This window comes from Synechococcus sp. A10-1-5-1 (assembly GCF_023115425.1).
GTDB lineage: Bacteria > Cyanobacteriota > Cyanobacteriia > PCC-6307 > Cyanobiaceae > Vulcanococcus.
Window position 1 is genome coordinate 1,911,569 of record NZ_CP096032.1, and the last position, 21,769, is coordinate 1,933,337.

Below are 21,769 nucleotides of genomic sequence, written 5' to 3' on the forward strand. Positions count from 1 at the left end.
TTTCTAGAGAGCTCAGTGGGTCGCCTTGTAAACGCAGTTGTTGCGGCCACAGGTGTTGCGCTCTCTGGACTTCCCGCCGTCGTTCTGGCTGCTGAACCGGAGCCAGCGACCAAGCTTGAGCTGATCGATCCTCCGGCCGTCCCGCTGCCTTCGGCGTTCAGCACGAAAGGGCAGCGCCCGAAGTCCGATCCGACCGTGCTGCCGCCTGCCGCCACGAAGCTTGATCCGTCCCTGCAGAGGTTGGCGGCTCCGGCGACCTTGGCTCTGCCAGACAAGACCGATCAGGTCAAGATCGTTGAACTCCGTCCGCTGTCCTTGCTGGATGTCGAGAACCTCGCCGAAGTCAATAACCCCAACCTCAAAGCCGTTGCCAGTCGGGCGGATCAAGCCCAGAGCAACCTGAGGGCGACAATTGCAGCCTGGTACCCCAGCTTTGACTTCACGACTGGTAACCAGTTCCCGTCTTGGACCTATGGCCGTCAATACAACTATTTGTCGAACGCCATCGGTTCAGCCACCGAAGGCGGCAACACCCAGACCAACCGCTGGGCGGCGACCGCCAACCTTGGCTTCAACTGGGATCTGATCAATCCCCAGCGAGTCCCCCAGGTCAGTGCGGCCCGGGATGCGTTTGAACAGGCCAAGAACACGTATTTGATTGCCCTGCGAGATTTGCGTCTTCAGGCGTCGCAGGCTTATTTCGAGCTCCAGCTCAGCGATGACAATGTCCGGATTGGTCAGACCTCCGTTCAAGCCTCGGTGGTCAGCCTGCGGGACGCCAGGGCCCGTTTTCAGGCCGGTGTAGCCACCAAGTTGGAAGTGCTGGAGGCTGAAACCCAGCTTGCACGTGATCAGAACATCCTGACGGAGGCATTGGCAGAACAGGCGAATGCACGACGGGATTTGGCTCGTCTGTTGGATCTTCCGCAAAACATCACCCCGACAGCCAAGCAGCCCCTCCGACCATTGGGGGTGTGGATGCCTTCGCTGCAGGAGAGCATCATCGGCGCTTACGCCTTCCGAGAAGAGCTGGATAACGCGCTGCTCGACATCTCAGTTTCGAACAGCAACGCCAATGCGTCCTTGGGTGCGGTTCAGCCGTTCTTGAGCATCATCAACAACTTTGTGACGGGCCGGACCTTTGGCTTCGCCGGTCTGAATCCTGATCGTGGTCTGGATGCTGGTCAAACCTGGGCCACTGACAACACGGTGGGTTTGAATCTGCGCTGGTCGATCTTTGATGGCGGCCGGGCCCGGGCTCAATATCGCCAGTCCAAGCAACAGGCCCAGGAAAACGCCTTCCGTTTCGCCGACACCCGTGATCAGGTGCGCTTTCAGGTGGAGCAGAGCTTCAATAATCTGCGGGCCAATACACGCACGATCCAGACGACCTCGCGCGAGGTGCTCTCCGCCCGTGAATCACTTCGCTTGGCGCGCCTTCGCTTTCAGGCCGGTGTGACTACTCAGCGGGAGGTGGTGGACAACCAGCGGGACTTGACCCAGGCGCAGCTTCGCTACGCCAGAGCCCTGGCTAGCTACAACAGCGGTCTATCGGAGTTGCGGCGCCGGACGGGTCTCGATCAGATCACGATCTGCCAGCCGCCGAAACTGAGCGCTATCAAACCGCTGGAGGACGACACCTACAGCGTCCCTGTGCCGCCTGAGCCTTTGCCTCCGGCTTGCCAAGCCGCGTATCCGTCAGCGAAGGGCTCCTAGAGAGATTTCCCCGATTAACGTCAGTGACCAGCTGAGCGACTGCAGCTGTCTCTTCCTCTTCCTCGTCTGATCCGTCTGGGTTTGTTCCAGGGCTGCCTGGGCTGCCTGGCGGTGATCTTTGTCGGGATGCTCAACCGCGTGATGCTCACGGAGTTGGGTTTCCCGGGTCTGCTTGTCGGTGGGGCGCTGGCTTTGGAGCAGGTTGTGGCGCCGGCCAGGATCCTGTTTGGTCAGATCTCCGATAGCCGGCCCTGGGCGGGGCGACACCGAACCCCATACATCTGGCTGGGCTCGGCCTTGTTTTGCAGCTTGGCTGTCCTGCTGATCCCGTTGATCTTTCGCCTGCATGCGGCCTTCGGCTCGGGCGAAGCCGGTGCGATTGCGGCGGGGATTGCTGCGATCTGTGCCGTGGTGGCCTGCTATGGCCTGGCGGTGTCCCTAGCGACGACCCCCTACCTGGCGCTGGTCATTGATCTGACGAGTGAAGAGGAGCGTCCCCGAGCAGTCGGCTTGATTTGGTGCCTGCTCACGGTGGGGATTGTGGTGGGTGCGATTGCCACCAGCATCTGCTTGAAGGGGCTCGATGGGGTGAGCGATCCAGCGTTGCTTGAACCAGTCCTGTTCCAATTTTTGGCTCGCGTGGCCGTGGTCGTCTTCGCGCTGACGGTCTTTGCCACCTGGGGGGTTGAGCCCCACGCCAGCCAGAGAGCGATTAGCCGCTCAGAAGACCGCGAAGATGCGATCACGCTTGGGGATGCCTGGCGCTTGATCACCTGCAGCCGTCAGGTGCTGGTCTTTTTCTGTTTCCTGCTGGCGTTCACCTTGGCGGTGTTCCTGCAGGACCCGATCCTCGAGAGCTATGGCGCCGAGGTGTTCGGTCTGCCGATTGCGGCGACGGCCTCGCTGAGTGCCGTTTGGGGGGTGGGAACACTGCTGGGCTTACTTCTCGCAGGGCTTTGGCTGGTTCCCAAGCTTGGGAAGTTCGTGGCAGCTCGCCTGGGCTGTCAGCTGATTCTGTTGTCGCTGCTGCTCTTGGCCGGTGTCGGGGTGTTGGCTGACCCCAATGCATTGCGGATCGTGCTGTTTCTGTTTGGACTGGCGACAGGGATTGGAACCAATGCCACCTTGGTTTTGATGCTGGATCTCACCCTTCCTGCTGTTGCTGGCACCTTCGTCGGTGTGTGGGGGCTCGCCCAGGCCTACTCACGGGCGTTGGGCAAGGTCATGGGTGGTGGGTTGCTCGATGCCGCGCGCTGGTTTCTGCCCGACGCGCCAGCGCACGCGGCCTATGGGCTAGTGCTGCTGCTTGAGGCAGCTATCGCTGTCTTGGCTTTGGTGCTCTTGAGCCGGGTCAGCGTGACGCAGTTCCGGGCGGATACCGCCAGCAATCTCGATCGTGTTCTCGCCGCGGAGTTGGGGTGACGATGCTTTCTCTTGCGATGCCAGAGGGGTTAGAGCAGCTCGGGGGGCTGCTGGATCAGGTGGCCGAGCGACAGCGCCAGGATTTTGGCCAGCTTGATTCCGAAGCCAAGGCAGACGGGAGCTTGATTACCGCTTGCGACCGTTGGAGCGATGCCACCTTGGTCAAGGGCCTGGCGGAGCTTTATCCCGGAGAAGGTGTTCTGAGTGAAGAGGGGAGCCAGAGGGTTCCGACTTCCGATGCCTATTGGGTGGTGGATCCACTGGATGGGACGACCAACTTCGCTGCGGGGATTCCCTATTGGGCGATTTCTCTGGCTCGCTTTGAAAACGGCGTCCCGGTGTTGGGGGTGTTGGATGTGCCCCCCCTGCGTCAACGGATCGTGGCGATTCGTGGAGGCGGTGCCTGGCGCAAGGACAAAAAGTTGGGAGCTCCTTCGGCGCGCAACCAAGTGGCGGGTTGCGCGTCCCTGTGCAGCCGTTCAATCGGGGTGCTGCAGAAGCTTCCGAATCAGCGCTTCCCTGGGAAGATTCGTTTGCTGGGGGTGGCCAGCTTGAACCTGGTGAGTGTGGGAATGGGTCAGACCATCTCGGCATTGGAGGCCACGCCGAAGATTTGGGATCTGGCGGCAGCCTGGTTGGTGCTGCAGGAACTGAATTGCCCGATGGACTGGTTGGTTCGCGATCCGGGCCAGCTGGAGCCGGGGGAAGACCTGAGTGAGGCGAATTTCCCAGTGCTGGCGGCGCGAAACGACGAAACCCTGGCGCGCTTTAAGCCGTGGGCCGATGCACTGGTGGGCCGAGGTTGACCCCAGGGGGGTGGGTGGTGTTATGTTTGTGTGCTGCGAGCAAACCGAAAGGCGAGCGAGCAGCGAACTGAAAGCTGGGGTGACCTGGTGATGTAGGTTCGATCGGCGGCAGTGATGCCGCTCTGAGCTGAAAACTGGGTTTACCCGGTGATGTAAGTTCAACAAGCGGTCGAGAGGCCGCGGACCGATAACCCGAGAGACCTGAGAGGGTCGAGCTGAGAAGCGTGTGGTTGTTGGAGCACCTGGACAACTGAACGTTTAGGAACTGACGCTTTCACTGCGTTAGTCGCGAGCTGAGGCTGAGAGGCTGAAGCGAGTGGTTAACGAAGATGCAGTGAGGGTGTGAGGTCCCGTCAAAAATTATTTAGTTGTGTAAGCTTACTGCTTGCATGATTGTCGACTCTCACGGTTGACGGTTGTGTCGGTGTGCAGTGAGTGGAGCAACGACCGGATCTGAGATCCTGGAAAGTCTGAACGAAAGAGATTTTGTTTTGCACTCTTTGAACGCTTCTGTCAGAGGAAGTGGCATCAACTGCAGCAGTGCGCCAGTGCTGACTGTGGGTGAAGCAAATCAAATTGAGACTGTGAAAGCAGTCAATAGGATTTGATCTACAACGGAGAGTTTGATCCTGGCTCAGGATGAACGCTGGCGGCGTGCTTAACACATGCAAGTCGAACGAACCTTCGGGTTAGTGGCGGACGGGTGAGTAACGCGTGAGAATCTGCCCTCAGGAGGGGGATAACGGTTGGAAACGACCGCTAATACCCCATATGCCGCGAGGTGAAATGAATTTCGCCTGAGGATGAGCTCGCGTCTGATTAGTTAGTTGGTGGGGTAAAGGCCTACCAAGACATCGATCAGTAGCTGGTCTGAGAGGATGATCAGCCACACTGGGACTGAGACACGGCCCAGACTCCTACGGGAGGCAGCAGTGGGGAATTTTCCGCAATGGGCGAAAGCCTGACGGAGCAACGCCGCGTGAGGGATGAAGGCCTCTGGGCTGTAAACCTCTTTTATCAAGGAAGAAGATCTGACGGTACTTGATGAATAAGCCACGGCTAATTCCGTGCCAGCAGCCGCGGTAATACGGGAGTGGCAAGCGTTATCCGGAATTATTGGGCGTAAAGCGTCCGCAGGCGGTCTGTCAAGTCTGCTGTTAAAGCGTGGAGCTTAACTCCATTTCGGCAGTGGAAACTGACAGACTAGAGTGTGGTAGGGGCAGAGGGAATTCCCGGTGTAGCGGTGAAATGCGTAGATATCGGGAAGAACACCAGTGGCGAAGGCGCTCTGCTGGGCCATAACTGACGCTCATGGACGAAAGCCAGGGGAGCGAAAGGGATTAGATACCCCTGTAGTCCTGGCCGTAAACGATGAACACTAGGTGTCGGGGGAATCGACCCCCTCGGTGTCGTAGCCAACGCGTTAAGTGTTCCGCCTGGGGAGTACGCACGCAAGTGTGAAACTCAAAGGAATTGACGGGGGCCCGCACAAGCGGTGGAGTATGTGGTTTAATTCGATGCAACGCGAAGAACCTTACCAGGGTTTGACATCCTGCGAATCTCTTGGAAACGAGAGAGTGCCTTCGGGAACGCAGTGACAGGTGGTGCATGGCTGTCGTCAGCTCGTGTCGTGAGATGTTGGGTTAAGTCCCGCAACGAGCGCAACCCACGTCGTTAGTTGCCAGCATTTAGTTGGGCACTCTAGCGAGACCGCCGGTGATAAACCGGAGGAAGGTGTGGATGACGTCAAGTCATCATGCCCCTTACATCCTGGGCTACACACGTACTACAATGCTACGGACAAAGGGCAGCAAACTCGCGAGAGCTAGCAAATCCCATAAACCGTGGCTCAGTTCAGATCGTAGGCTGCAACTCGCCTACGTGAAGGAGGAATCGCTAGTAATCGCAGGTCAGCATACTGCGGTGAATACGTTCCCGGGCCTTGTACACACCGCCCGTCACACCATGGAAGTTGGCCACGCCCGAAGCCGTTACTCCAACCCTTGTGGAGGAGGACGTCGAAGGTGGGGCTGATGACTGGGGTGAAGTCGTAACAAGGTAGCCGTACCGGAAGGTGCGGCTGGATCACCTCCTAACAGGGAGACAAACAACGATTTTGATGCCTGAGTACTTTTATTCTTAGGCCGAAATCCTGTCACCTTAGGTCGATCGGTACCTCAACTTCAATCCTGTGAGTCGCAAGACTGCACAACGATTGATTTTTAGTTCCTAAACGTTGTCTAGGTCACCCCATAGAGGGTTCACTTCCTGGGCCATTAGCTCAGGTGGTTAGAGCGCACCCCTGATAAGGGTGAGGTCCCTGGTTCAAGTCCAGGATGGCCCATTCCAAACTCCATTTTGGATCCTTTGGGGGTTTAGCTCAGTTGGTAGAGCGCCTGCTTTGCAAGCAGGATGTCAGCGGTTCGAGTCCGCTAACCTCCACTAACATATCTGAACTCCAAAGCCAGGAAGAGCTTCTTGGTTGGTGACTAGACGTTGTTCGCTGAATGATTCCACTGGATAGCCAGTCGTATTCAGCCTCAGCTCATTCGATTGACACGGTTGTGTTGATTTGGTTGAGCTGATGCTGAGTTCACTCCTGAAAGGGAGGGGATTTAGCAGAACCTTGACAACTGCATAGGTGAGTCTGGAAAGACAAAGCATCTCATAGAGGCTAGTTCGAAAGAGCTAGTGATTCTATTTTTTGAGAGCCGAGACCTTCTAGCGTTCTTCCCAATCCGCCGAGGAGCGGGGAGTTTGATCCTTCTTTCTAACTGATGAGTGAGCAGAGCAATCTGTTGATTGATTAAGAGAAAGTCGAGAGAATGGGCCTCAACAGCCTGAAGCGTTAGGAGGATAAATTGGTCAAGCTACAAAGGGCTCACGGTGGATACCTTGGCACACAGAGGCGATGAAGGACGTGTTTACCTGCGATAAGTCTCGGGGAGCTGGAAAAACGCTTTGATCCGGGAATTTCCGAATGGGGCAACCCCTAGAACGGCCAGCTGAATCTATAGGCTGGCGCGAGCCAACCCAGCGAACTGAAACATCTTAGTAGCTGGAGGAAAGGAAAGTAAAAACGACTCCCTAAGTAGCGGCGAGCGAACGGGGAAGAGCCTAAACCGATAGTTTCGACTATCGGGGTTGTGGGACAGCAACGTGTATCAGGGATGTTAGAAGAAGCGTTTGAATGGCGCGCCACAGAGGGTGAAAGCCCCGTATTCGAAAACTGAACTGAGCTAGCTGTATCCCGAGTAGCACGGAGCACGTGGAATTCCGTGTGAATCAGCGAGGACCACCTCGTAAGGCTAAGTACTCCTGTGTGACCGATAGCGCAACAGTACCGCGAGGGAAAGGTGAAAAGAACCCCGGGAGGGGAGTGAAATAGAACATGAAACCGTGAGCTTACAAGCAATGGGAGCCCTACTCATAGGGTGACCGTGTGCCTGTTGAAGAATGAGCCGGCGACTTATAGGCACTGGCAGGTTAAACCGGAAATGGTGGAGCCATAGCGAAAGCGAGTCTGAATAGGGCGATTGTCGGTGTTTATAGACCCGAACCCGGGTGATCTAACCATGGCCAGGATGAAGCTTGGGTGATACCAAGTGGAGGTCCGAACCGACTGATGTTGAAAAATCAGCGGATGAGCTGTGGTTAGGGGTGAAATGCCAATCGAACCCGGAGCTAGCTGGTTCTCCCCGAAATACGTTGAGGCGTAGCGTCTAGTGCTCCAGCAGGGGGGTAAAGCCACCGTTTCGGTGCGGGCTGCGAGAGCGGTACCAAATCGAGACGAACTCTGAATACCCTGTGTGTAACTAGGCAGTCAGACTGTGGGGGATAAGCTCCATGGTCGAAAGGGAAACAGCCCAGACCGCCAGCTAAGGTCCCCAAATCAACACTAAGTGATAAAGGAGGTGGGATTGCCGAGACAACCAGGAGGTTTGCCTAGAAGCAGCCATCCTCAAAGGAGTGCGTAATAGCTCACTGGTCGAGCGATCCTGCGCCGAAAATGAACGGGGCTAAGTGTTGTACCGAAGCTGCGGATTAAACTTGTTTAATGGTAGGGGAGCGTTCTATGTGGGGTGAAGCGTTAGCGTAAGCGGGCGTGGACTGCATAGAAGTGAGAATGTCGGCTTGAGTAGCGAAAAAATGGGTGAGAATCCCATTCCCCGAAACCCTAAGGGTTCCTCCGGCAGGCTCGTCCGCGGAGGGTTAGTCAGGACCTAAGGCGAGGCCGAAAGGCGTAGTCGATGGATAACAGGTCAACATTCCTGTACTGATCATGTTTTGGGAAGGAGGACGGAGAAGGCTAGCCAATCCGGATGTTGGTTACCGGTCCAAGCGTTCGAGGCGTTGAGAGCTGGCGAAAACAGCTTGAGCTGAGGCGTGAGTGCGAGCTGCTACGGCAGCGAAGTTGGTGACGTCAAGCTTCCAAGAAAAGCCCTATACCCGTTAAGGCATGATTACCTGTACCCGAAACCGACACAGGTGGGGTGGTAGAGAATACCGAGGGGCGCGAGGTAACTCTCTCTAAGGAACTCGGCAAAATGACCCCGTAACTTCGGGAGAAGGGGTGCCAGCGAGAGCTGGTCGCAGTGAATAGGCCCAGGCGACTGTTTACCAAAAACACAGGTCTCCGCTAAGTCGCAAGACGATGTATGGGGGCTGACGCCTGCCCAGTGCCGGAAGGTTAAAGAAGTTGGTCAGCGCAAGCGAAGCTAACGACTGAAGCCCCGGTGAACGGCGGCCGTAACTATAACGGTCCTAAGGTAGCGAAATTCCTTGTCGGGTAAGTTCCGACCCGCACGAAAGGCGTAACGATCTGGGCGCTGTCTCGGAGAGAGGCTCGGCGAAATAGAATTGTCTGTGAAGATGCGGACTACGTGCACCCGGACAGAAAGACCCTATGAAGCTTTACTGTAGCTTGGTATTGTGCTCGGGCTCGCAATGCGCAGGATAGGTGGGAGGCTTTGATCCATTGCTTGTGGGTGATGGTGAGCCACTGGTGAGATACCACTCTTTGCGAGCTAGGGTTCTAACGGTTACCCGTTATCCGGGAACCGGACAGTATCTGGTGGGCAGTTTGACTGGGGCGGTCGCCTCCTAAAAGGTAACGGAGGCGCGCAAAGGTTCCCTCAGGCTGGTTGGAAATCAGCCGACGAGTGCAAAAGCAGAAGGGAGCTTGACTGTGAGACCTACAAGTCGAACAGGTACGAAAGTAGGCTTTAGTGATCCGACGGTTCTGAGTGGAAGGGCCGTCGCTCAACGGATAAAAGTTACTCTAGGGATAACAGGCTGATCTCCCCCAAGAGTTCACATCGACGGGGAGGTTTGGCACCTCGATGTCGGCTCATCGCAACCTGGGGCTGAAGTCGGTCCCAAGGGTTGGGCTGTTCGCCCATTAAAGCGGTACGCGAGCTGGGTTCAGAACGTCGTGAGACAGTTCGGTCCATATCCGGTGCATGCGCAGGAATATTGAGAGGATTTCTCCCTAGTACGAGAGGACCGGGAGGAACGCACCTCTGGTGTACCAGTTATCGTGCCAACGGTAAACGCTGGGTAGCCATGTGCGGAGTGGATAACCGCTGAAAGCATCTAAGTGGGAAGCCCACCTCAAGATGAGTATTCCCATGGCTTAAGCCAGTAAGGTCACGGGAAGAACACCCGTTGATAGGCTCTATGTGGAAGCGCAGTAATGCGTGAAGCAGAGGAGTACTAATAGACCGAGGGCTTGACCAAATCTCATCTCTCAAAACACAGTGTCCGTCAGGTCACTGTGGAGAGCTTTGACTTCCAGAGCGACTGCCGGAAGCCTGCGAAAGCAAGCCAAGGGCAGACTCGTAACCTATGCAGTTCTCAGGGTTCACCTGAGAGCGAATACCTATCCTGGTGTCCATGGCGCAGTGGAACCACTCCGATCCATCTCGAACTCGGCTGTGAAACGCTGTAGCGCCGACGATATTTGGGGGGTAGCCCCCTGAGAAAATAGGTCGATGCCAGGTAAAACATTCGCTCCAATCACTCAACTCATGCTGCTTGTCCTTGAACGGTTAAGCCATGGGTTGAGACGAGAAAGCCACCCCACAAGGGTGGCTTTTTTGTGTCTACACGACAGCAGCAGCTGGGGCCTGTGGGGCTGAGCTTGAGCCTCCTCTGAAGCTCTAGTGCATTAAAAAGAAAGCCGCCTGAGCTATGCCCTGGCGGCTTTTGCAGTCAAAGCAGTCGCTAACCCAACTCAGGAGCGGTGCACGTGCACCTGTTTCCAGCTCCCGCCAAGCTTCTGCCAGATTCGCGTCTCGCAGCAGCGCGCCGTCAGCGGATCTCCATTCACCAACTTCTGCGTCAGCCGGGTGTAGCTCAACACCACTGACTCATCGCTCAGCCAGCGCAGATGCGGGCGGGCCATGGTCACGTTGACTGCAGGGGCGGGTTGGGATGAATCCCCGGGAAGTTCAAAGTAATAGCGATGGAAGGGAAGGCCTTCAACCAGGTGCCCTTCACTCTCAGCTTCGAAGCAACTGACGTCTTCTGCGCAGAAGTTCGAGTAAGCCTGCCAATCCCCGGAAGCCACGCTATTGAGCATGGATTGATTCAGTTCCAGGATCTCTTGATCGCGCTCGCTAAAAGCCATCTCCAGGATTCAGGCTGCTGTAATCACTAATCTTCGCAAAGCGTCCGGCCTGGCGGGCTGGGTTTCCTTCTCGATCGCTAAAGAGCGTCTTCATTCCCGATGCATCCGCTGCCTCAAGTTCCTGAGTGGAGTCACTAATGAAGAGCACATTGGATGGATCTGTTTGCATTGCCCTGGCGATAGCGATGTAGCTTTCCTTCGCTTGTTTGGCTCCAGTCTTGGTGTCAAACCAGTAGCTAAAGAGCTCCGTCAGATCTCCGGCTAGGCAATGGCCATAGAGCAGCTGTTGGGCCGGAACCGACCCGGATGAATACACAGCCAGGGTGAATCCATCGCGGTGCCAGCGTTTCAGGGATTCTGGGACATCGTTAAAGAGAGGTGCTACCAGGTCGCCTGACGCGTATCCGGATCGCCAGATTTGTCCTTGGAGATCTTTGAGTGGAGTCAACTTGATATCGCGTTTAATCAGTTGCCTCAAGTACGCGCTAATGGCTTCGCTCGAGAGGGGCGATGCGCTCTCCTGTCGCTCCAGCAGGGCTTTGGCCTCAAGGTGGGTATCTTCTTTCCAGGCGGCCTCTACTTCGCGTTTTAGACCTTCGATTTCGGCGTCTTCCCGGTGCTCTTCGAGATAGCGCTCCATTGATGCGCTCGCATAGGGGAAGAGCACCTCGGAGACAAAGCTCACCGGGCAAGTCGTTCCTTCGATATCTAAGAGAATGTGGCTGATACTCATTGCTTACTTCGCCAGAATCGAGTCCAGTAGAAGTTGCCGCCAGCGCTGCTCCAAGAGGAACTCGAGAATCTCTAAGTGCCTCATCGCGCTTCCCAGATTCCGCCCCCAGGCGTAGAGCCCATGGCCGCCAATGAGTAGCCCATGGGGTGCATCGCCTAAGACCGATCTGGCGAGGGCTGATAGTTCTGAGAGGTTTTGATTGTTCGCCAGGACTGGCAGATCCACAGTGCAGTCGTGGGTCTTGATGCCATCGAGGCCTTTCAGCATCTCGAGGCCACTGAGCTCAAGACTCGCTTGCATGCGGTTCCCAAGCCGTAGGGCCCATTGGGAGAGGAGTGTTCCGGCCTGCGAATGGGTATGCAACACAGCCCCAGCTGCGCAGGTTTTCACGATTTCGAGATGCAGGGCTGTCTCGGCACTGGCTTTGCCGTTGCCCAAGACCACATGGCCTTCCCGGTTCACCTGAATCAGATCAATCGGAGCGACTGATCCTTTGTGGACTCCGCTTGGGGCCATCAGTAGTCGTATGGGGTCGGCCTCGAGCACGCAGCTGAAATTGCCTCCGGTCCCGTCACACCAACCGCGCCGATGGATCTCGCCCATCGCTCCGCATAGGGCCTTGGCCAAGGCGGTGGTGTTGGCATCGGGCATCGGCACGTCCAACTCAGGCGGTTTCTCCACCCTGGCAGGAGGGGCACCAGTGGCTACTGCGCCCGCCCAACTTGTCACGCCGGATTGGCGTTCCGCAGACCCGGCAGGGTTCACCGGTGCGCCGGTACACCCAAGCGGCATTGCCGTAGTTTCCATTCGTTCCGGTCAGATCCCGGAAGTCACTGAAGGTGGTGCCGCCTGCCCCAATGCTGGTGGTCAGGACCTCCACGAGGGCGGCATGCAGGCGCTCGAGCTGCCTTGGCTTCAGTGCGCCTGCCCGCTCCTCCGGGGCAATGCGGCTCATGAATAGGGACTCATCGGCGTAGATGTTCCCGACCCCGGCCACCAGTGACTGATCCAGTAGGGCGGTCTTGATGGCGCGGTTTGATCCCTGGAGCTTCTCGCGCAGGTAGCTGGGCGTGAAGTCAGGGCTAAAGGGCTCCGGTCCCAGGCGCCTGAGTCCGGTCATCACCGACTCCAGTGGCTCACCGGGAGGCACCCACCACATCTCTCCAAAACTGCGCAGATCCACAAACCGCAGCTCCTGGCCTTGTGGATTCCAGAACCGCACTCGCGTGTGGCTGCAGGGTTCCTTGTCCGTCTCCATCCAAAGGAACTGTCCAGTCATCCGCAGGTGCACACCCCAATGCCCAGCATCCGCGCCGGATCGTCTGAGGCTTGCCATCAAATATTTGCCGCGCCGCATCCACTGATCCACGCTGCACCCTTCCAGGGCCGAGCAGAACTGCTCTGGAACGGGTGGTGATGCGATGGCTCGGGCCCGCAAGACCTCGACCCGCTCAATCGTGAAGCCGTGGGTCTGGCGCTCCAGGCCGCGCCGCACCGTTTCCACTTCAGGGAGCTCTGGCACCCGTCTGCACAGGAGAGATCAGGGCCACAGACTGCCACGGAGGCTCCAACAGCAAAAAACCCCGACCTGAACCCAGGCCGGGGTTTGATACGTGGCTTTGATTCTGTGGATCAGGCCTTCTCGAGTTCGCTCTCGGCGAAGTTGTTGGTGTTGATGCCGCCTTCGGAGCCGCTAACGCCGTTGTAGTTCACCTTCTCGAAGCGCACCACGACGGGGTAACGGATGCCGGAGGTGTCAATGGAGGCAACGGTGCCCACATCGTTGAACCAGTAGGACTCAGGACGCTTGATGCGCACCTTGTCACCGCGGGAGATGGCCATCGCTGCGCTGTAAAGGGGTGGCTGTCATTGGGAATTTACCCGTAGCGGGAGTCCTGAAAGCTGGCCCGTCACGAAACGTGGCACCATCGATCTCTCACGAGCGTTTCCCCATGGCCGAGGCCCCCTCCTTCAGCCTCGAATTGCCTGATCCCGAGAGCGAAAGCATCAGCTCGATGGAGTTCATGGCTCGGATCGAGGAGGCCTGGGCGATTTGTGACCGCTTTGATCTGCAGACTGAGATCTGGCGGGGCCGGATTCTTCGCAGCGTTCGGGACCGGGAGCGCCGCGGCGGTGATGCCCGCGGAGGTGGCTTCCTGCAGTGGCTCCGTGAGCAGGAGATCAGCAAAACCAGGGCCTATGCCCTGATTCAGTTGGCGGAATCCGCCGATCAGATGCTGGGTGAGGGGGTGCTCGAGGAGACCAGTGTCAACAACTTCTCGAAGCGTGCCTTCATGGAGACGGCCCAGTCGGATCCCGAAGTCCAACTGATGATCGGAGAGGCCGCCAATGACGGCCAGCAGATCACCCGCAAACAGGTTCGCCAGCTGACCGACGAGTTCACGGCAGCCACCAGCCCCCTTCTGCCGGAGGAAATTCGTCAGCGCACGGCTGAGAACTTGCTCCCGCCCAAGGCCGTTGCGCCCTTGGTCAAGGAGCTGGCCAAGCTCCCCGACGAGCAGCAGGAGGATCTCCGCAAGGTCCTGCGGGATGAGCCCGAACTCGAGCGGGTGAAAGATGTCACCAGCACAGCCCGGTGGCTGAGCAAAGCCTCGGAAGCTGGACTGGCCGTTCGCGCCTTCCAGCAGGGGGAGCTCGATCTGGATAAGGCCATGCAGGAAGCCCTTCGCCTCGATGCCTTGGGACTGCTCTCCGATGCGGTGGGCCAAGCCCAAGCGTTGGAGTCGGCCGTCCTCAAACTCCACACCAGCTGGCGTCGACTCAATGGATTGCAGGAGCGCCTCTGGGTGGAGAGCGGAAGCAGCACCCCCCACCTGCGTGAGCTCCTGACGGCCCTGCAAACGCTTAGTGGCAACACCATGCGTGTCTCGCTTGGGGAACTTGCAGGGGGCAAGAGGGTGCGGCTGCAGCTGGTAGAGGAATCGCCTGATCAGCTCGAGGCTCCGACCATTGCGGTGATGGCCCAGGCCGGCTGAGATCCGGTTGATGAGCGATCCCCTTGAGTCGGCCCTTCAGGAACACTTCGGCTGGTCGGCCTTTCGTCCCGGCCAGCGTCCTGTGATTGAAGCGATGCTCGCTGGGCAGGATTGCCTGGCGGTGCTCCCCACCGGGGCGGGGAAGTCCCTCTGTTATCAACTGCCGGCCCTAGTCCGAGAGGGCCTGGTTTTAGTCATCTCCCCGCTGGTGGCCTTGATGGAGGACCAGGTTCAGCACATGCAGCGACGCGGGATTCCTGCCGCTTGTCTGCACCGAGGCCTGGACCCGATGCGCCGGCGGGATCTGTTGCAGCGGGTGCGCAGCAACCGGCTGCGCCTCCTGTATCTGGCCCCTGAACGTCTTCAGGTGGAGGCCACCCGGCGGTTGCTCGAGGAGATCCACGAGGAGGGGAAATTGGTGGGGCTGGCCATCGATGAGGCCCACTGCATCAGCGCCTGGGGCCATGACTTCCGCCCTGACTATCGGCGCTTGGGGCAGTTGCGCCGGCTCTGTCCCGGTGTTCCGGTGGTGGCCCTGAGCGCCACGGCCGCTCCCAGAGTCCGCGCGGACCTGATCCGTCTGCTGGAGCTTCGGCGTCCGCTGATTCAGGTGCGCTCTGCCCGGCGGGAGAACCTCTCCTATGTGATGCGCCGTCGTCCGGCTGATCCCCTGCCAGAGGTCCTCAAGGCGGTGGAGGAGGCCCGTGGTGCGGTCTTGATCTACGCCCGCACCCGGCGCTCCGTGGAGAGCTGGGCCAAGCGCCTCAGCGAGAACGGAGTCGAGGCCATCGCTTATCACGCCGGCATGGATCCGGAGAGCCGCGCCCTGGCTTTGACCCATTTCCAGGACCACGACATGCCAGTCCTGGTGGCCACAGTGGCGTTTGGGATGGGGGTGGATCGGCCGGATGTCGGCCTGGTCTTGCATCTGGATCTCCCCGCCAGCACCGAGGGTTATCTCCAGGAGTCGGGCCGCGCTGGTCGTGATGGTCTCCCGGCTCGCTGCATCGTTCTCTTTGATCCCGATGACCGCTCCAGCCTGGCCTGGGCTATTCGCTCCTCCGCTGAGGAATCAGGCGATCCCCAGGACCGGACACGGGCGGAGCTTTCCCAGCAGCAGCTTCGGCGGATGGAGGCGGTCGCCGAGGGCTCAGGATGCCGGGAGCAGGCCCTGCTGCTCTCGGTTGGTGAGTTGGTCTCCCCCTGCGGTCGCTGCGATCGCTGCAGCCAGACACCCCGTTGGAAGGACTGGTCCGATCAGGCATCCCAGGTACTCGAACAACTGGATCAGCGCAGCGGCGTGGACCTGCGCAGCCTCGGTGACGACCTGGCCAAGGCCGAGGGGGACGAGGTGGACCAATGGCGCTGGTTGGCACGGCGCCTGGTTCAGGAAGACCTGATCAGCGAAAGCAATGACGGCAGTCAGCGCCTCTGGCTTAGGCCGGCGGGTCGACGCTTCCTGCGGCAGCCCTGGACGCTGAAATTGGCGGCCTGATCAGCCGGGCTTGGCCCTGCAGAGATCTGTGATCAGCTTCTGCTCAAAGTCGCTCTGGGGGGCATCCCAGGTTTTCCAGGCTCCCGATTGGCCGGTGGCATTCAGGCGCTTGGCGTTGCAGTTGATCGCCAGGTAAAGGGGCTGCCCGTCGCTGTTGAGGCTTGGCGCCACGTAGCTGCCGCCCATGGCCTGCCAGTTGGCCCAATCCACCTGAAGGGGGCCGTAGCTCCGCCAATCGGGCGAGCTCCCTGCAGCGGTTTTGCTCGAGGGCTCAGCCTTGGCCGTGGTTGCGGTTGGCTTGGTCACCGTTGCCTTGGCGATTGCAGGTTTGGGGGTCTCCGCTTTCGCCGGTTCTGCCTTCTTCTCGGGCTGAGCCACAACGGCTGTGGTGGTGGTCATTGCCGCGACGGTGGTGGCCACCGAGGGCTTGACCTTCATGGGTTCGGCTTTGGCGACTGCGGGCTTGGCCGCCTCGACCTTCGCGGGCTCAGCTTTTTTGACCGGCTTGGATGCTGCCGCCACCGCTGGCTTGGGCTTGGGTTTCGCTGCCACGGGGGCAGCCGCTGGACGAGGCTTCGGCTTGGGCTTGCTGGCGCTGCGCAGGGTCAGGGTGCTGCCCGCCATCACCTGGTTGGGGTTGCTGATGCCGTTGATGGCGATCAATCGCTGCATCGAGACGCCATAGCGATCGGCGATCGATGAGAGGCTTTCCCCAGGCTGAACCTGGTGGGTTTTGGCGTTTTTATTCACGGCCACCCGAGGACGGGCGCTGGCGCCAGGCACCTGGATGCGGCTACCGGCCCAGAGGTCATTCGCATCCCGCAGGCCATTGAGTCGGACCAGGCGATCGACGCTGGTGCCGTAGCGATCGGCGATCTCTGAGAGGGTCTCGCCTGCCTTGACGGTGTAGTTGCCCGAGCCACCACCGCTGTAGACGTTGCCGGGAACCTTGATGCGGCTGCCGGCCCAGAGGTCGTTGGCATCCCGCAGGCCGTTCATCTCCATCAGCCGATTGACCGAGGTCCCGTAGCGGTCGGCAATTTCAGAGAGGGTCTCACCGCGCTTGACCACCACCTCGCCGGCCAACCCCGGGAGGGGAAGCAGAAGGGCCAGGGCTAAAGCGGCGGCAGAGCGGCGGCGCATCGGGTCTAACAACGGTCGACTGGGCGCACCATACGGGGCCTGGAGGCGGGCGCTAGTCCCCCTTCCATAAGGCATGGAAATGGCTTCACCCCAGGAGTCGTCGAATCAAGGGGAGACGTCCGGCGTAGGGGGGGTAGCGGAAGGGGAGATCGAGGGCAAAGGGCCGGCGCAGAACGCTGCGGCGGTGGGAAAATGCGTCGAAACCAGCTTTGCCGTGATAGGCCCCCATCCCGCTGGCGCCCACGCCGCCAAAGGGGAGTTCGGGAACCCCGACCTGCATCACCACATCGTTGAAACAGACCCCGCCGGAGCTGGTGTGCCGAAGCACGGTCTCCTGGTGCTGCTTCGAGCGGCTGAAGAGATAAAGAGCGAGGGGCTTGGGGCGTTGGTTAATCCACTGGATCGCTTGTCCCAATCCATCCACCTCCAGCACCGGCAGCAGAGGTCCGAAGAGCTCTTCCTGCATCAGTGGATCCTCGCGATCACGCACCGCAACCACGGTGGGGGCGATGCGCTTCCGTTCTGGGTCGCAGGTGCCCCCCAGCAGGATCTGGCCCTGCTCTCGGGCGCGCTCCAGCAGCCCACTCAGTCGCTGGTACTGGGCGGCATTGACGATCGAGGCCAGGTCGCTGGAGTGCAGCGGCTCTTCGCCAAAGCAAGCCGTGATGCGTTCGCCTAGGGCCTGGATCAATGCCTCGCGGATACCGCTCTCGACTAGGAGGTAGTCAGGGGCGATGCAGGTTTGACCCGCATTCAGGCACTTGCCCCAGACCAGCCTGCGACTGGTGACCTCCAGGTCCGCATCGCTGAGGACCACCGCCGGGCTCTTGCCGCCGAGCTCCAGAGTGACCGGGGTCAGGTGTTGAGCTGCGGCGCCCATCACGATCTTCCCGATGCGCTCGCCGCCGGTGAAAAAGATGTGATCAAACCGTTCAGCCAGTAGGGCCTGGGCGGTGCTCCCGTCCCCTTGGACCACCTGGACGATCTCAGGCGGGAAGGCCTGCTCAATTAACGCGCTGATGAGTTGCGCGGTGGCAGGGGCGTGCTCAGAGGGCTTGAGGATGGCGGTGTTGCCGGCTGCCAGGGCACTGACAAGGGGCTGAAGTGCCAGGTGGAACGGGTAATTCCAGGGTCCAATGATCAGGACACAGCCCAAGGGCTCGGCGATGACCTCGGCTTGTCCTGGCCGTTGGCTCACCGGAACGCTGACCTTTTTGGGGGCAATCCAGCGCCGCAGTTGGCGGCGGCAGAGGTTGATCTCCTGGCGAACCGCGACGACCTCGAAGTAGGCCTCCACATCGGGTTTGCCCAAGTCACTAGCCAGGGCGGCCAGCACGGCATCGCTGTTGGCGCTGAGGGCGGCATCGAGGCGATCGAGCTGCTCGAGGCGCCAGGGCAGTGGGCGGGTGGTCCCATCGCTGACCAGCTGACGCATTGCGGCGATGGGGGCAGTCAGCTGGAGCACAGATCAGCGGGCGGGTCGCCAGATCACCCTATGGAAAGCAGCCGAAACCCCGTGGTTAGGGCTTGGATGACTTCGCCATGAAGCCCTTGCTGGGAGGCTCTGCTGCGGCGGTGGCGGTGGTGGCTGGGGGGCCTGAGAGTTTGGCTTCGATCCAACGGGAGAGGACATAGATGCCGACGAACATCGGCACATAGATCACACCGGCGCTGCGTTGATCCAAGTCCAGCTGGCTCACCACGGCGACACCAGCGCTGCTCAGGGCGAAGTAGATCAAGACCCGGCGCAGAGCGATTGACTTCAGCATCCGTTGAGGGTCCCTTCGACGTTCAGCATTTCACGCGCTCTGGCTTGCTCTCAATCTGCCGATCAGCATCGCCTTGTTGGCGATGCGGTTGCTTGTCTCCCACGATCAAGCAGCTCAGAGATTGTGGAGGGGTTCCGCTCAAGAAAGACGTCGGATTGGTCTGGGCAAATGACCATGCCTTGGCCTCAAGACTGCCATCAAGCTGACAGTGCTTCATCACGGCTTGAGGCCTGATTGTGTACATCAGCTGCGCGCAATCCTGAGCCCGCATTGACAGGCGCAAAAAAAAACCGGCTCAAGCGCCCGCGGGTTGACAAGTCTGGTGCCACTTGACTTGTCGGTGTTTTGGAAGCCCTTGACGAGACTTGAACTCGTGACCTCTCCCTTACCAAGGGAGTGCTCTACCGCTGAGCTACAAGGGCATGTGGAAGGTGGGCCGGGTTGGATTTGAACCAACGTAGGCAGAGCCAGCGGATTTACAGTCCGCCCCCATTAACCACTCGGGCACCGACCCGAACCACACCCGAAGAATTTACCAGCCGGTGGGGCCTCTCTTGGCACGCTCCCTACGATCGCCGCAGTGGACCTTGACCTTGGCCGGCTCCGATGCACCTGTTGTTGCTGAACGGCCCCAACCTCAATCTGTTGGGGCAGCGTGAGCCGGGGCTCTACGGCGCCGACACCCTGGAGGCCATCGAGCAGCGCCTGAGCGCTGAAGCCGCTGCACTCGGCTCCGAGCTCAGCTGTTTTCAGAGCAACCATGAAGGGGCTCTGGTGGATCGGATCCATCAGTCCCGCGGTCAGGTGGACGGGATCTTGATCAATGCTGGGGCCTTCACCCACACCTCGATTGCCCTAAGGGATGCGCTGCTCGGGGTGGCGATTCCTTATGTGGAGCTTCACCTGAGCAATGTCCATGCCCGCGAGGACTTCCGCCAACACTCCTATCTGGCGGATCAGGCGCTGGGGGTGATCAGCGGTTTTGGTCCCGCCAGCTATTCCTTGGCGCTTCAGGGCTTGGTGGCCAAGCTGCGGGGCCAGGCATGACGGTGGTCTTGGAGAGCCAGGTGGCTCGGGTCAAGTGGTTGACGGCCCCCAGCTCAGAGGCCTGGCTGGAGCAGGCCATCAATCGCTCGGATCTGGTGCTGATTGACCATGCCCACTGCGAGCGGAAGGCGGCGGGGGTGGCCCTGCAGTTGATGTTCCGCTACCCCTCCGATGAGCAACTGGGTGAGCAGCTCAGTGGCCTGGCTCGCGAAGAGTTGGAGCACTTTGAGCAGGTCCTGGCCCTGCTGCAGCGCCGTGGGATTCCTTTGAAGCAGCTGCCGGCTCCGGCCTACGGCTCCAGCCTGACGGCCCAGGTCCGCAAGGCTGAACCCCAGCGGATGCTGGACACTTTTTTGGTGGCTGGCTTGATCGAGGCCCGCAGCCACGAGCGCATGGCCCTGCTGGCGGCCCATAGCCCCGACCCTGAATTGAAGGAGCTTTACGGCGAGCTTCTGGCGAGTGAGGCGCGCCACTTCGGCCTCTATTGGGTGCTCTGCGAGCAGCGCTTTGGCCGGGAGGTCACGGTGGAGCGGCTCCAGGAGCTGGCTCAACTGGAAGCCCAAGCCCTCAGCGGCAGCTTGGAGCGACCGGAGTTGGTCCGAATGCATTCAGTTGGTATTCGGGACTAACTCAAGCGGGGGAAGCGATCGGCGATCGGGTCGCCGCTGAATTGCGCCACCCAACCCTCTGGGTTGTCGAAGAAGCGAATGGCGCAGAAGGACGGCTCTGCCCCCATGTCGAACCAGTGCTTGGTGCCGGCGGGAACGCTGATCCAGTCGTCGGTTTCGCAGAGCACCTGCAGCACCTCCTGGCCGATGTGCAGGCAGAACAGCCCGCGGCCTTCGACAAAAAAACGCACCTCGTCTTCGGCGTGGGTGTGCTCCGAGAGGAACTTCTGTCGCAGCGCCTCGCGATCGGGGTGATCCGGTGTCATCCGAATGGCATCGACGGTCGGATAACGGCCCCGCGTCTGCACCGCCTGGATCTCCTGGGCATAGGCGGCCAGTACGGCCTCGGGGCCAGCACCCGCTGGAAGCTCCGCGCGGGCTGGCCAGCGCTCAAAGCCGATGCCGCGCGCGGCGAGTTCAGCGGCAATCACCGCCGGATCGTTCGTGGTCAGATTGGGCAGCTGAGCGGCCTCGCCCGTGGCCTCGAACACCTGCAGGTCGCTCATCGCTCTGCCCGCTGAGTGGCCTCAGCCTAGAAAGGGGCCGACTGAGCCCCCCGCCCATGCGCTCCAGCCCTGTCGTGGCAGCCAAGCCTGGGGTCACCCTGGTGGGAGTCGGTCCAGGTGATCCCAATCTTTTGACCGTGGCGGCGGTCCAGGCCGTTGCCTCTGCGGCCGTTGTGGCCTACCCGGTGGCTCGCCCGGATGCCGAGGGCATGGCGGCACAGATCGCCGCGCCTTGGATTGCGGCCGAGCAGCGACGCCTGCCGTTGCTGTTTCCGATGGTGGCCGAGGCCGAGCCTCGGCAGCAGGCCTGGCGCGAGGCCGCTGATGCCTTGGCGGCGGAGGTGGAGCAGGGGCTCGCGGTGGTCTTGCTCTGCGAGGGGGATGCCTCCCTCTTCGCCAGCTGCTCCTATGCCCTGCTGGCGCTGGCCGATCGCCATCCCTCGACACCTGTCGCTGTGATTCCTGGGATCACAGCGGCAGCTGCGGCCGCCGCGGCGGCTTCAGCCCAGGGCATGCCCTGGCCCTTGGCCCTGCAGCAGGAGGGGCTGATGATTCGCCCCACCCCAGAGACCCCCGAGGACCTGGAGGCGTTGCTGGATTGGGCCCAGGGCCAACAGGTGGTGCTGGCGCTGCTCAAGTTGGGCCGCCGCTGGCGCTGGGTACAGCCGCTCTTGGAACGTCGCGGCCTGCTCAGCCGCAGCCTCTTTGCCCAACGGGTGGGCTGGCCTGATCAGCTCTTGGCCCCTGCTGATTCGATCCCAGCCGATGAGCAGCCCTACTTTTCACTTCTGCTGATCCGTCAGGGTTGGCCCAAGGTTCTGCCCTGAAGGAGCTGCT

At 60.0% G+C, this 21,769-nt stretch carries 17 protein-coding genes, 4 tRNA genes and 3 rRNA genes; 13 read left to right on the forward strand and 11 right to left on the reverse strand.

Annotated features, from left to right (window positions below):
• Positions 1–15: 15 nt before the first annotated feature.
• The 8 genes from MY494_RS10235 to rrf all read left to right on the forward strand — a co-directional run bounded on the left by MY494_RS10235 (position 16) and on the right by rrf (position 9,946).
• Entirely contained in the window at positions 16–1,716 is a 1,701-nt protein-coding gene (locus MY494_RS10235; protein ID WP_247910159.1) for a TolC family protein, read from the forward strand.
• A gap of 81 nt (positions 1,717–1,797) precedes the next feature.
• Positions 1,798–3,138: a BCD family MFS transporter gene (locus MY494_RS10240; protein ID WP_371820596.1), complete on the forward strand. Its 1,341-nt coding sequence runs from the start codon at positions 1,798–1,800 to the stop codon at positions 3,136–3,138.
• A gap of 2 nt (positions 3,139–3,140) precedes the next feature.
• Positions 3,141–3,944 carry an inositol monophosphatase family protein gene (locus MY494_RS10245; RefSeq protein ID WP_247910160.1) on the forward strand — a complete coding sequence of 268 codons (804 nt, stop codon included), beginning with the start codon at positions 3,141–3,143 and terminating at the stop codon, positions 3,942–3,944.
• Between the two features lie 611 nt (positions 3,945–4,555).
• Positions 4,556–6,040 (forward strand): 16S ribosomal RNA (locus tag MY494_RS10250).
• A gap of 174 nt (positions 6,041–6,214) precedes the next feature.
• Positions 6,215–6,288, forward strand: a tRNA-Ile gene (locus MY494_RS10255).
• A gap of 25 nt (positions 6,289–6,313) precedes the next feature.
• A tRNA-Ala gene (locus MY494_RS10260) sits at positions 6,314–6,386 on the forward strand.
• A gap of 421 nt (positions 6,387–6,807) precedes the next feature.
• Positions 6,808–9,683, forward strand: a 23S ribosomal RNA gene (locus tag MY494_RS10265).
• A 146-nt stretch (positions 9,684–9,829) separates the two neighbouring features.
• Positions 9,830–9,946 (forward strand): 5S ribosomal RNA (gene rrf, locus MY494_RS10270).
• The 16S, 23S and 5S rRNA genes sit together here with 2 tRNA genes alongside, the layout of an rRNA operon.
• Before the next feature lie 233 nt (positions 9,947–10,179).
• Here the strand turns inward: rrf and MY494_RS10275 are convergent.
• From MY494_RS10275 to MY494_RS10295, 5 genes are all read right to left on the reverse strand, one after another.
• A complete protein-coding gene (locus MY494_RS10275; protein ID WP_247910161.1) occupies positions 10,180–10,575 on the reverse strand; it encodes a nuclear transport factor 2 family protein in 396 nt (131 codons plus the stop codon).
• Positions 10,565–11,308 carry an acireductone synthase gene (gene mtnC / locus MY494_RS10280; protein ID WP_247910162.1) on the reverse strand — a complete coding sequence of 248 codons (744 nt, stop codon included), beginning with the start codon at positions 11,306–11,308 and terminating at the stop codon, positions 10,565–10,567. The genes MY494_RS10275 and mtnC overlap by 11 nt, the downstream gene beginning before the upstream one ends.
• Positions 11,309–11,311: 3 nt before the next feature.
• Positions 11,312–11,959 carry a methylthioribulose 1-phosphate dehydratase gene (mtnB, locus tag MY494_RS10285; protein WP_247912022.1) on the reverse strand — a complete coding sequence of 216 codons (648 nt, stop codon included), beginning with the start codon at positions 11,957–11,959 and terminating at the stop codon, positions 11,312–11,314.
• Positions 11,960–11,972: 13 nt separating this feature from the next.
• The gene (locus MY494_RS10290; protein ID WP_247910163.1) at positions 11,973–12,830 is read right to left on the reverse strand and encodes a DNA-formamidopyrimidine glycosylase; all 858 of its coding nucleotides are present in this window, start codon (positions 12,828–12,830) and stop codon (positions 11,973–11,975) included.
• Positions 12,831–12,940: 110 nt separating this feature from the next.
• Positions 12,941–13,150, reverse strand: coding sequence for a photosystem I reaction center subunit IV (locus MY494_RS10295; RefSeq protein ID WP_010315087.1), 210 nt, complete (start codon positions 13,148–13,150; stop codon positions 12,941–12,943).
• A gap of 110 nt (positions 13,151–13,260) precedes the next feature.
• Between MY494_RS10295 and MY494_RS10300 the strand changes: the two genes are divergently transcribed.
• A complete protein-coding gene (locus tag MY494_RS10300) occupies positions 13,261–14,304 on the forward strand; it encodes a hypothetical protein (RefSeq protein ID WP_247910164.1) in 1,044 nt (347 codons plus the stop codon).
• Positions 14,305–14,314: 10 nt separating this feature from the next.
• On the forward strand, positions 14,315–15,799 hold the full coding sequence (locus tag MY494_RS10305) for an ATP-dependent DNA helicase RecQ (RefSeq protein ID WP_247910165.1): 1,485 nt from the start codon (positions 14,315–14,317) through the stop codon (positions 15,797–15,799).
• On the opposite strand, the gene MY494_RS10310 is transcribed toward MY494_RS10305, so the two are convergent.
• The 5 genes from MY494_RS10310 to MY494_RS10330 form a co-directional block, all read right to left on the reverse strand.
• Positions 15,800–16,942 (reverse strand): LysM peptidoglycan-binding domain-containing protein, encoded by a 1,143-nt coding sequence (locus MY494_RS10310; protein WP_247910166.1) that lies wholly within the window; start codon positions 16,940–16,942, stop codon positions 15,800–15,802.
• 85 nt (positions 16,943–17,027) lie between these two features.
• Positions 17,028–18,377: an aldehyde dehydrogenase family protein gene (locus tag MY494_RS10315; RefSeq protein ID WP_247912023.1), complete on the reverse strand. Its 1,350-nt coding sequence runs from the start codon at positions 18,375–18,377 to the stop codon at positions 17,028–17,030.
• 85 nt (positions 18,378–18,462) lie between these two features.
• The gene (locus MY494_RS10320) at positions 18,463–18,711 is read right to left on the reverse strand and encodes a hypothetical protein (protein WP_247910167.1); all 249 of its coding nucleotides are present in this window, start codon (positions 18,709–18,711) and stop codon (positions 18,463–18,465) included.
• Positions 18,712–19,061: 350 nt separating this feature from the next.
• Positions 19,062–19,133: transfer RNA gene (locus tag MY494_RS10325), tRNA-Thr, on the reverse strand.
• Positions 19,134–19,143: 10 nt separating this feature from the next.
• Positions 19,144–19,225: transfer RNA gene (locus MY494_RS10330), tRNA-Tyr, on the reverse strand.
• 92 nt (positions 19,226–19,317) lie between these two features.
• Here MY494_RS10330 and aroQ point away from each other — a divergent pair.
• Entirely contained in the window at positions 19,318–19,758 is a 441-nt protein-coding gene (gene aroQ / locus MY494_RS10335; RefSeq protein WP_247910168.1) for a type II 3-dehydroquinate dehydratase, read from the forward strand.
• Positions 19,755–20,387 (forward strand): tRNA-(ms[2]io[6]A)-hydroxylase, encoded by a 633-nt coding sequence (locus tag MY494_RS10340; RefSeq protein WP_247910169.1) that lies wholly within the window; start codon positions 19,755–19,757, stop codon positions 20,385–20,387. The genes aroQ and MY494_RS10340 overlap by 4 nt, the downstream gene beginning before the upstream one ends.
• Here MY494_RS10340 and MY494_RS10345 read toward each other — a convergent pair.
• Positions 20,384–20,932: an acireductone dioxygenase gene (locus MY494_RS10345; RefSeq protein WP_247910170.1), complete on the reverse strand. Its 549-nt coding sequence runs from the start codon at positions 20,930–20,932 to the stop codon at positions 20,384–20,386. The genes MY494_RS10340 and MY494_RS10345 overlap by 4 nt on opposite strands.
• Positions 20,933–20,988: 56 nt before the next feature.
• Between MY494_RS10345 and MY494_RS10350 the strand changes: the two genes are divergently transcribed.
• Positions 20,989–21,759: a precorrin-2 C(20)-methyltransferase gene (locus MY494_RS10350; protein ID WP_247910171.1), complete on the forward strand. Its 771-nt coding sequence runs from the start codon at positions 20,989–20,991 to the stop codon at positions 21,757–21,759.
• Positions 21,760–21,769 lie beyond the last annotated feature (10 nt).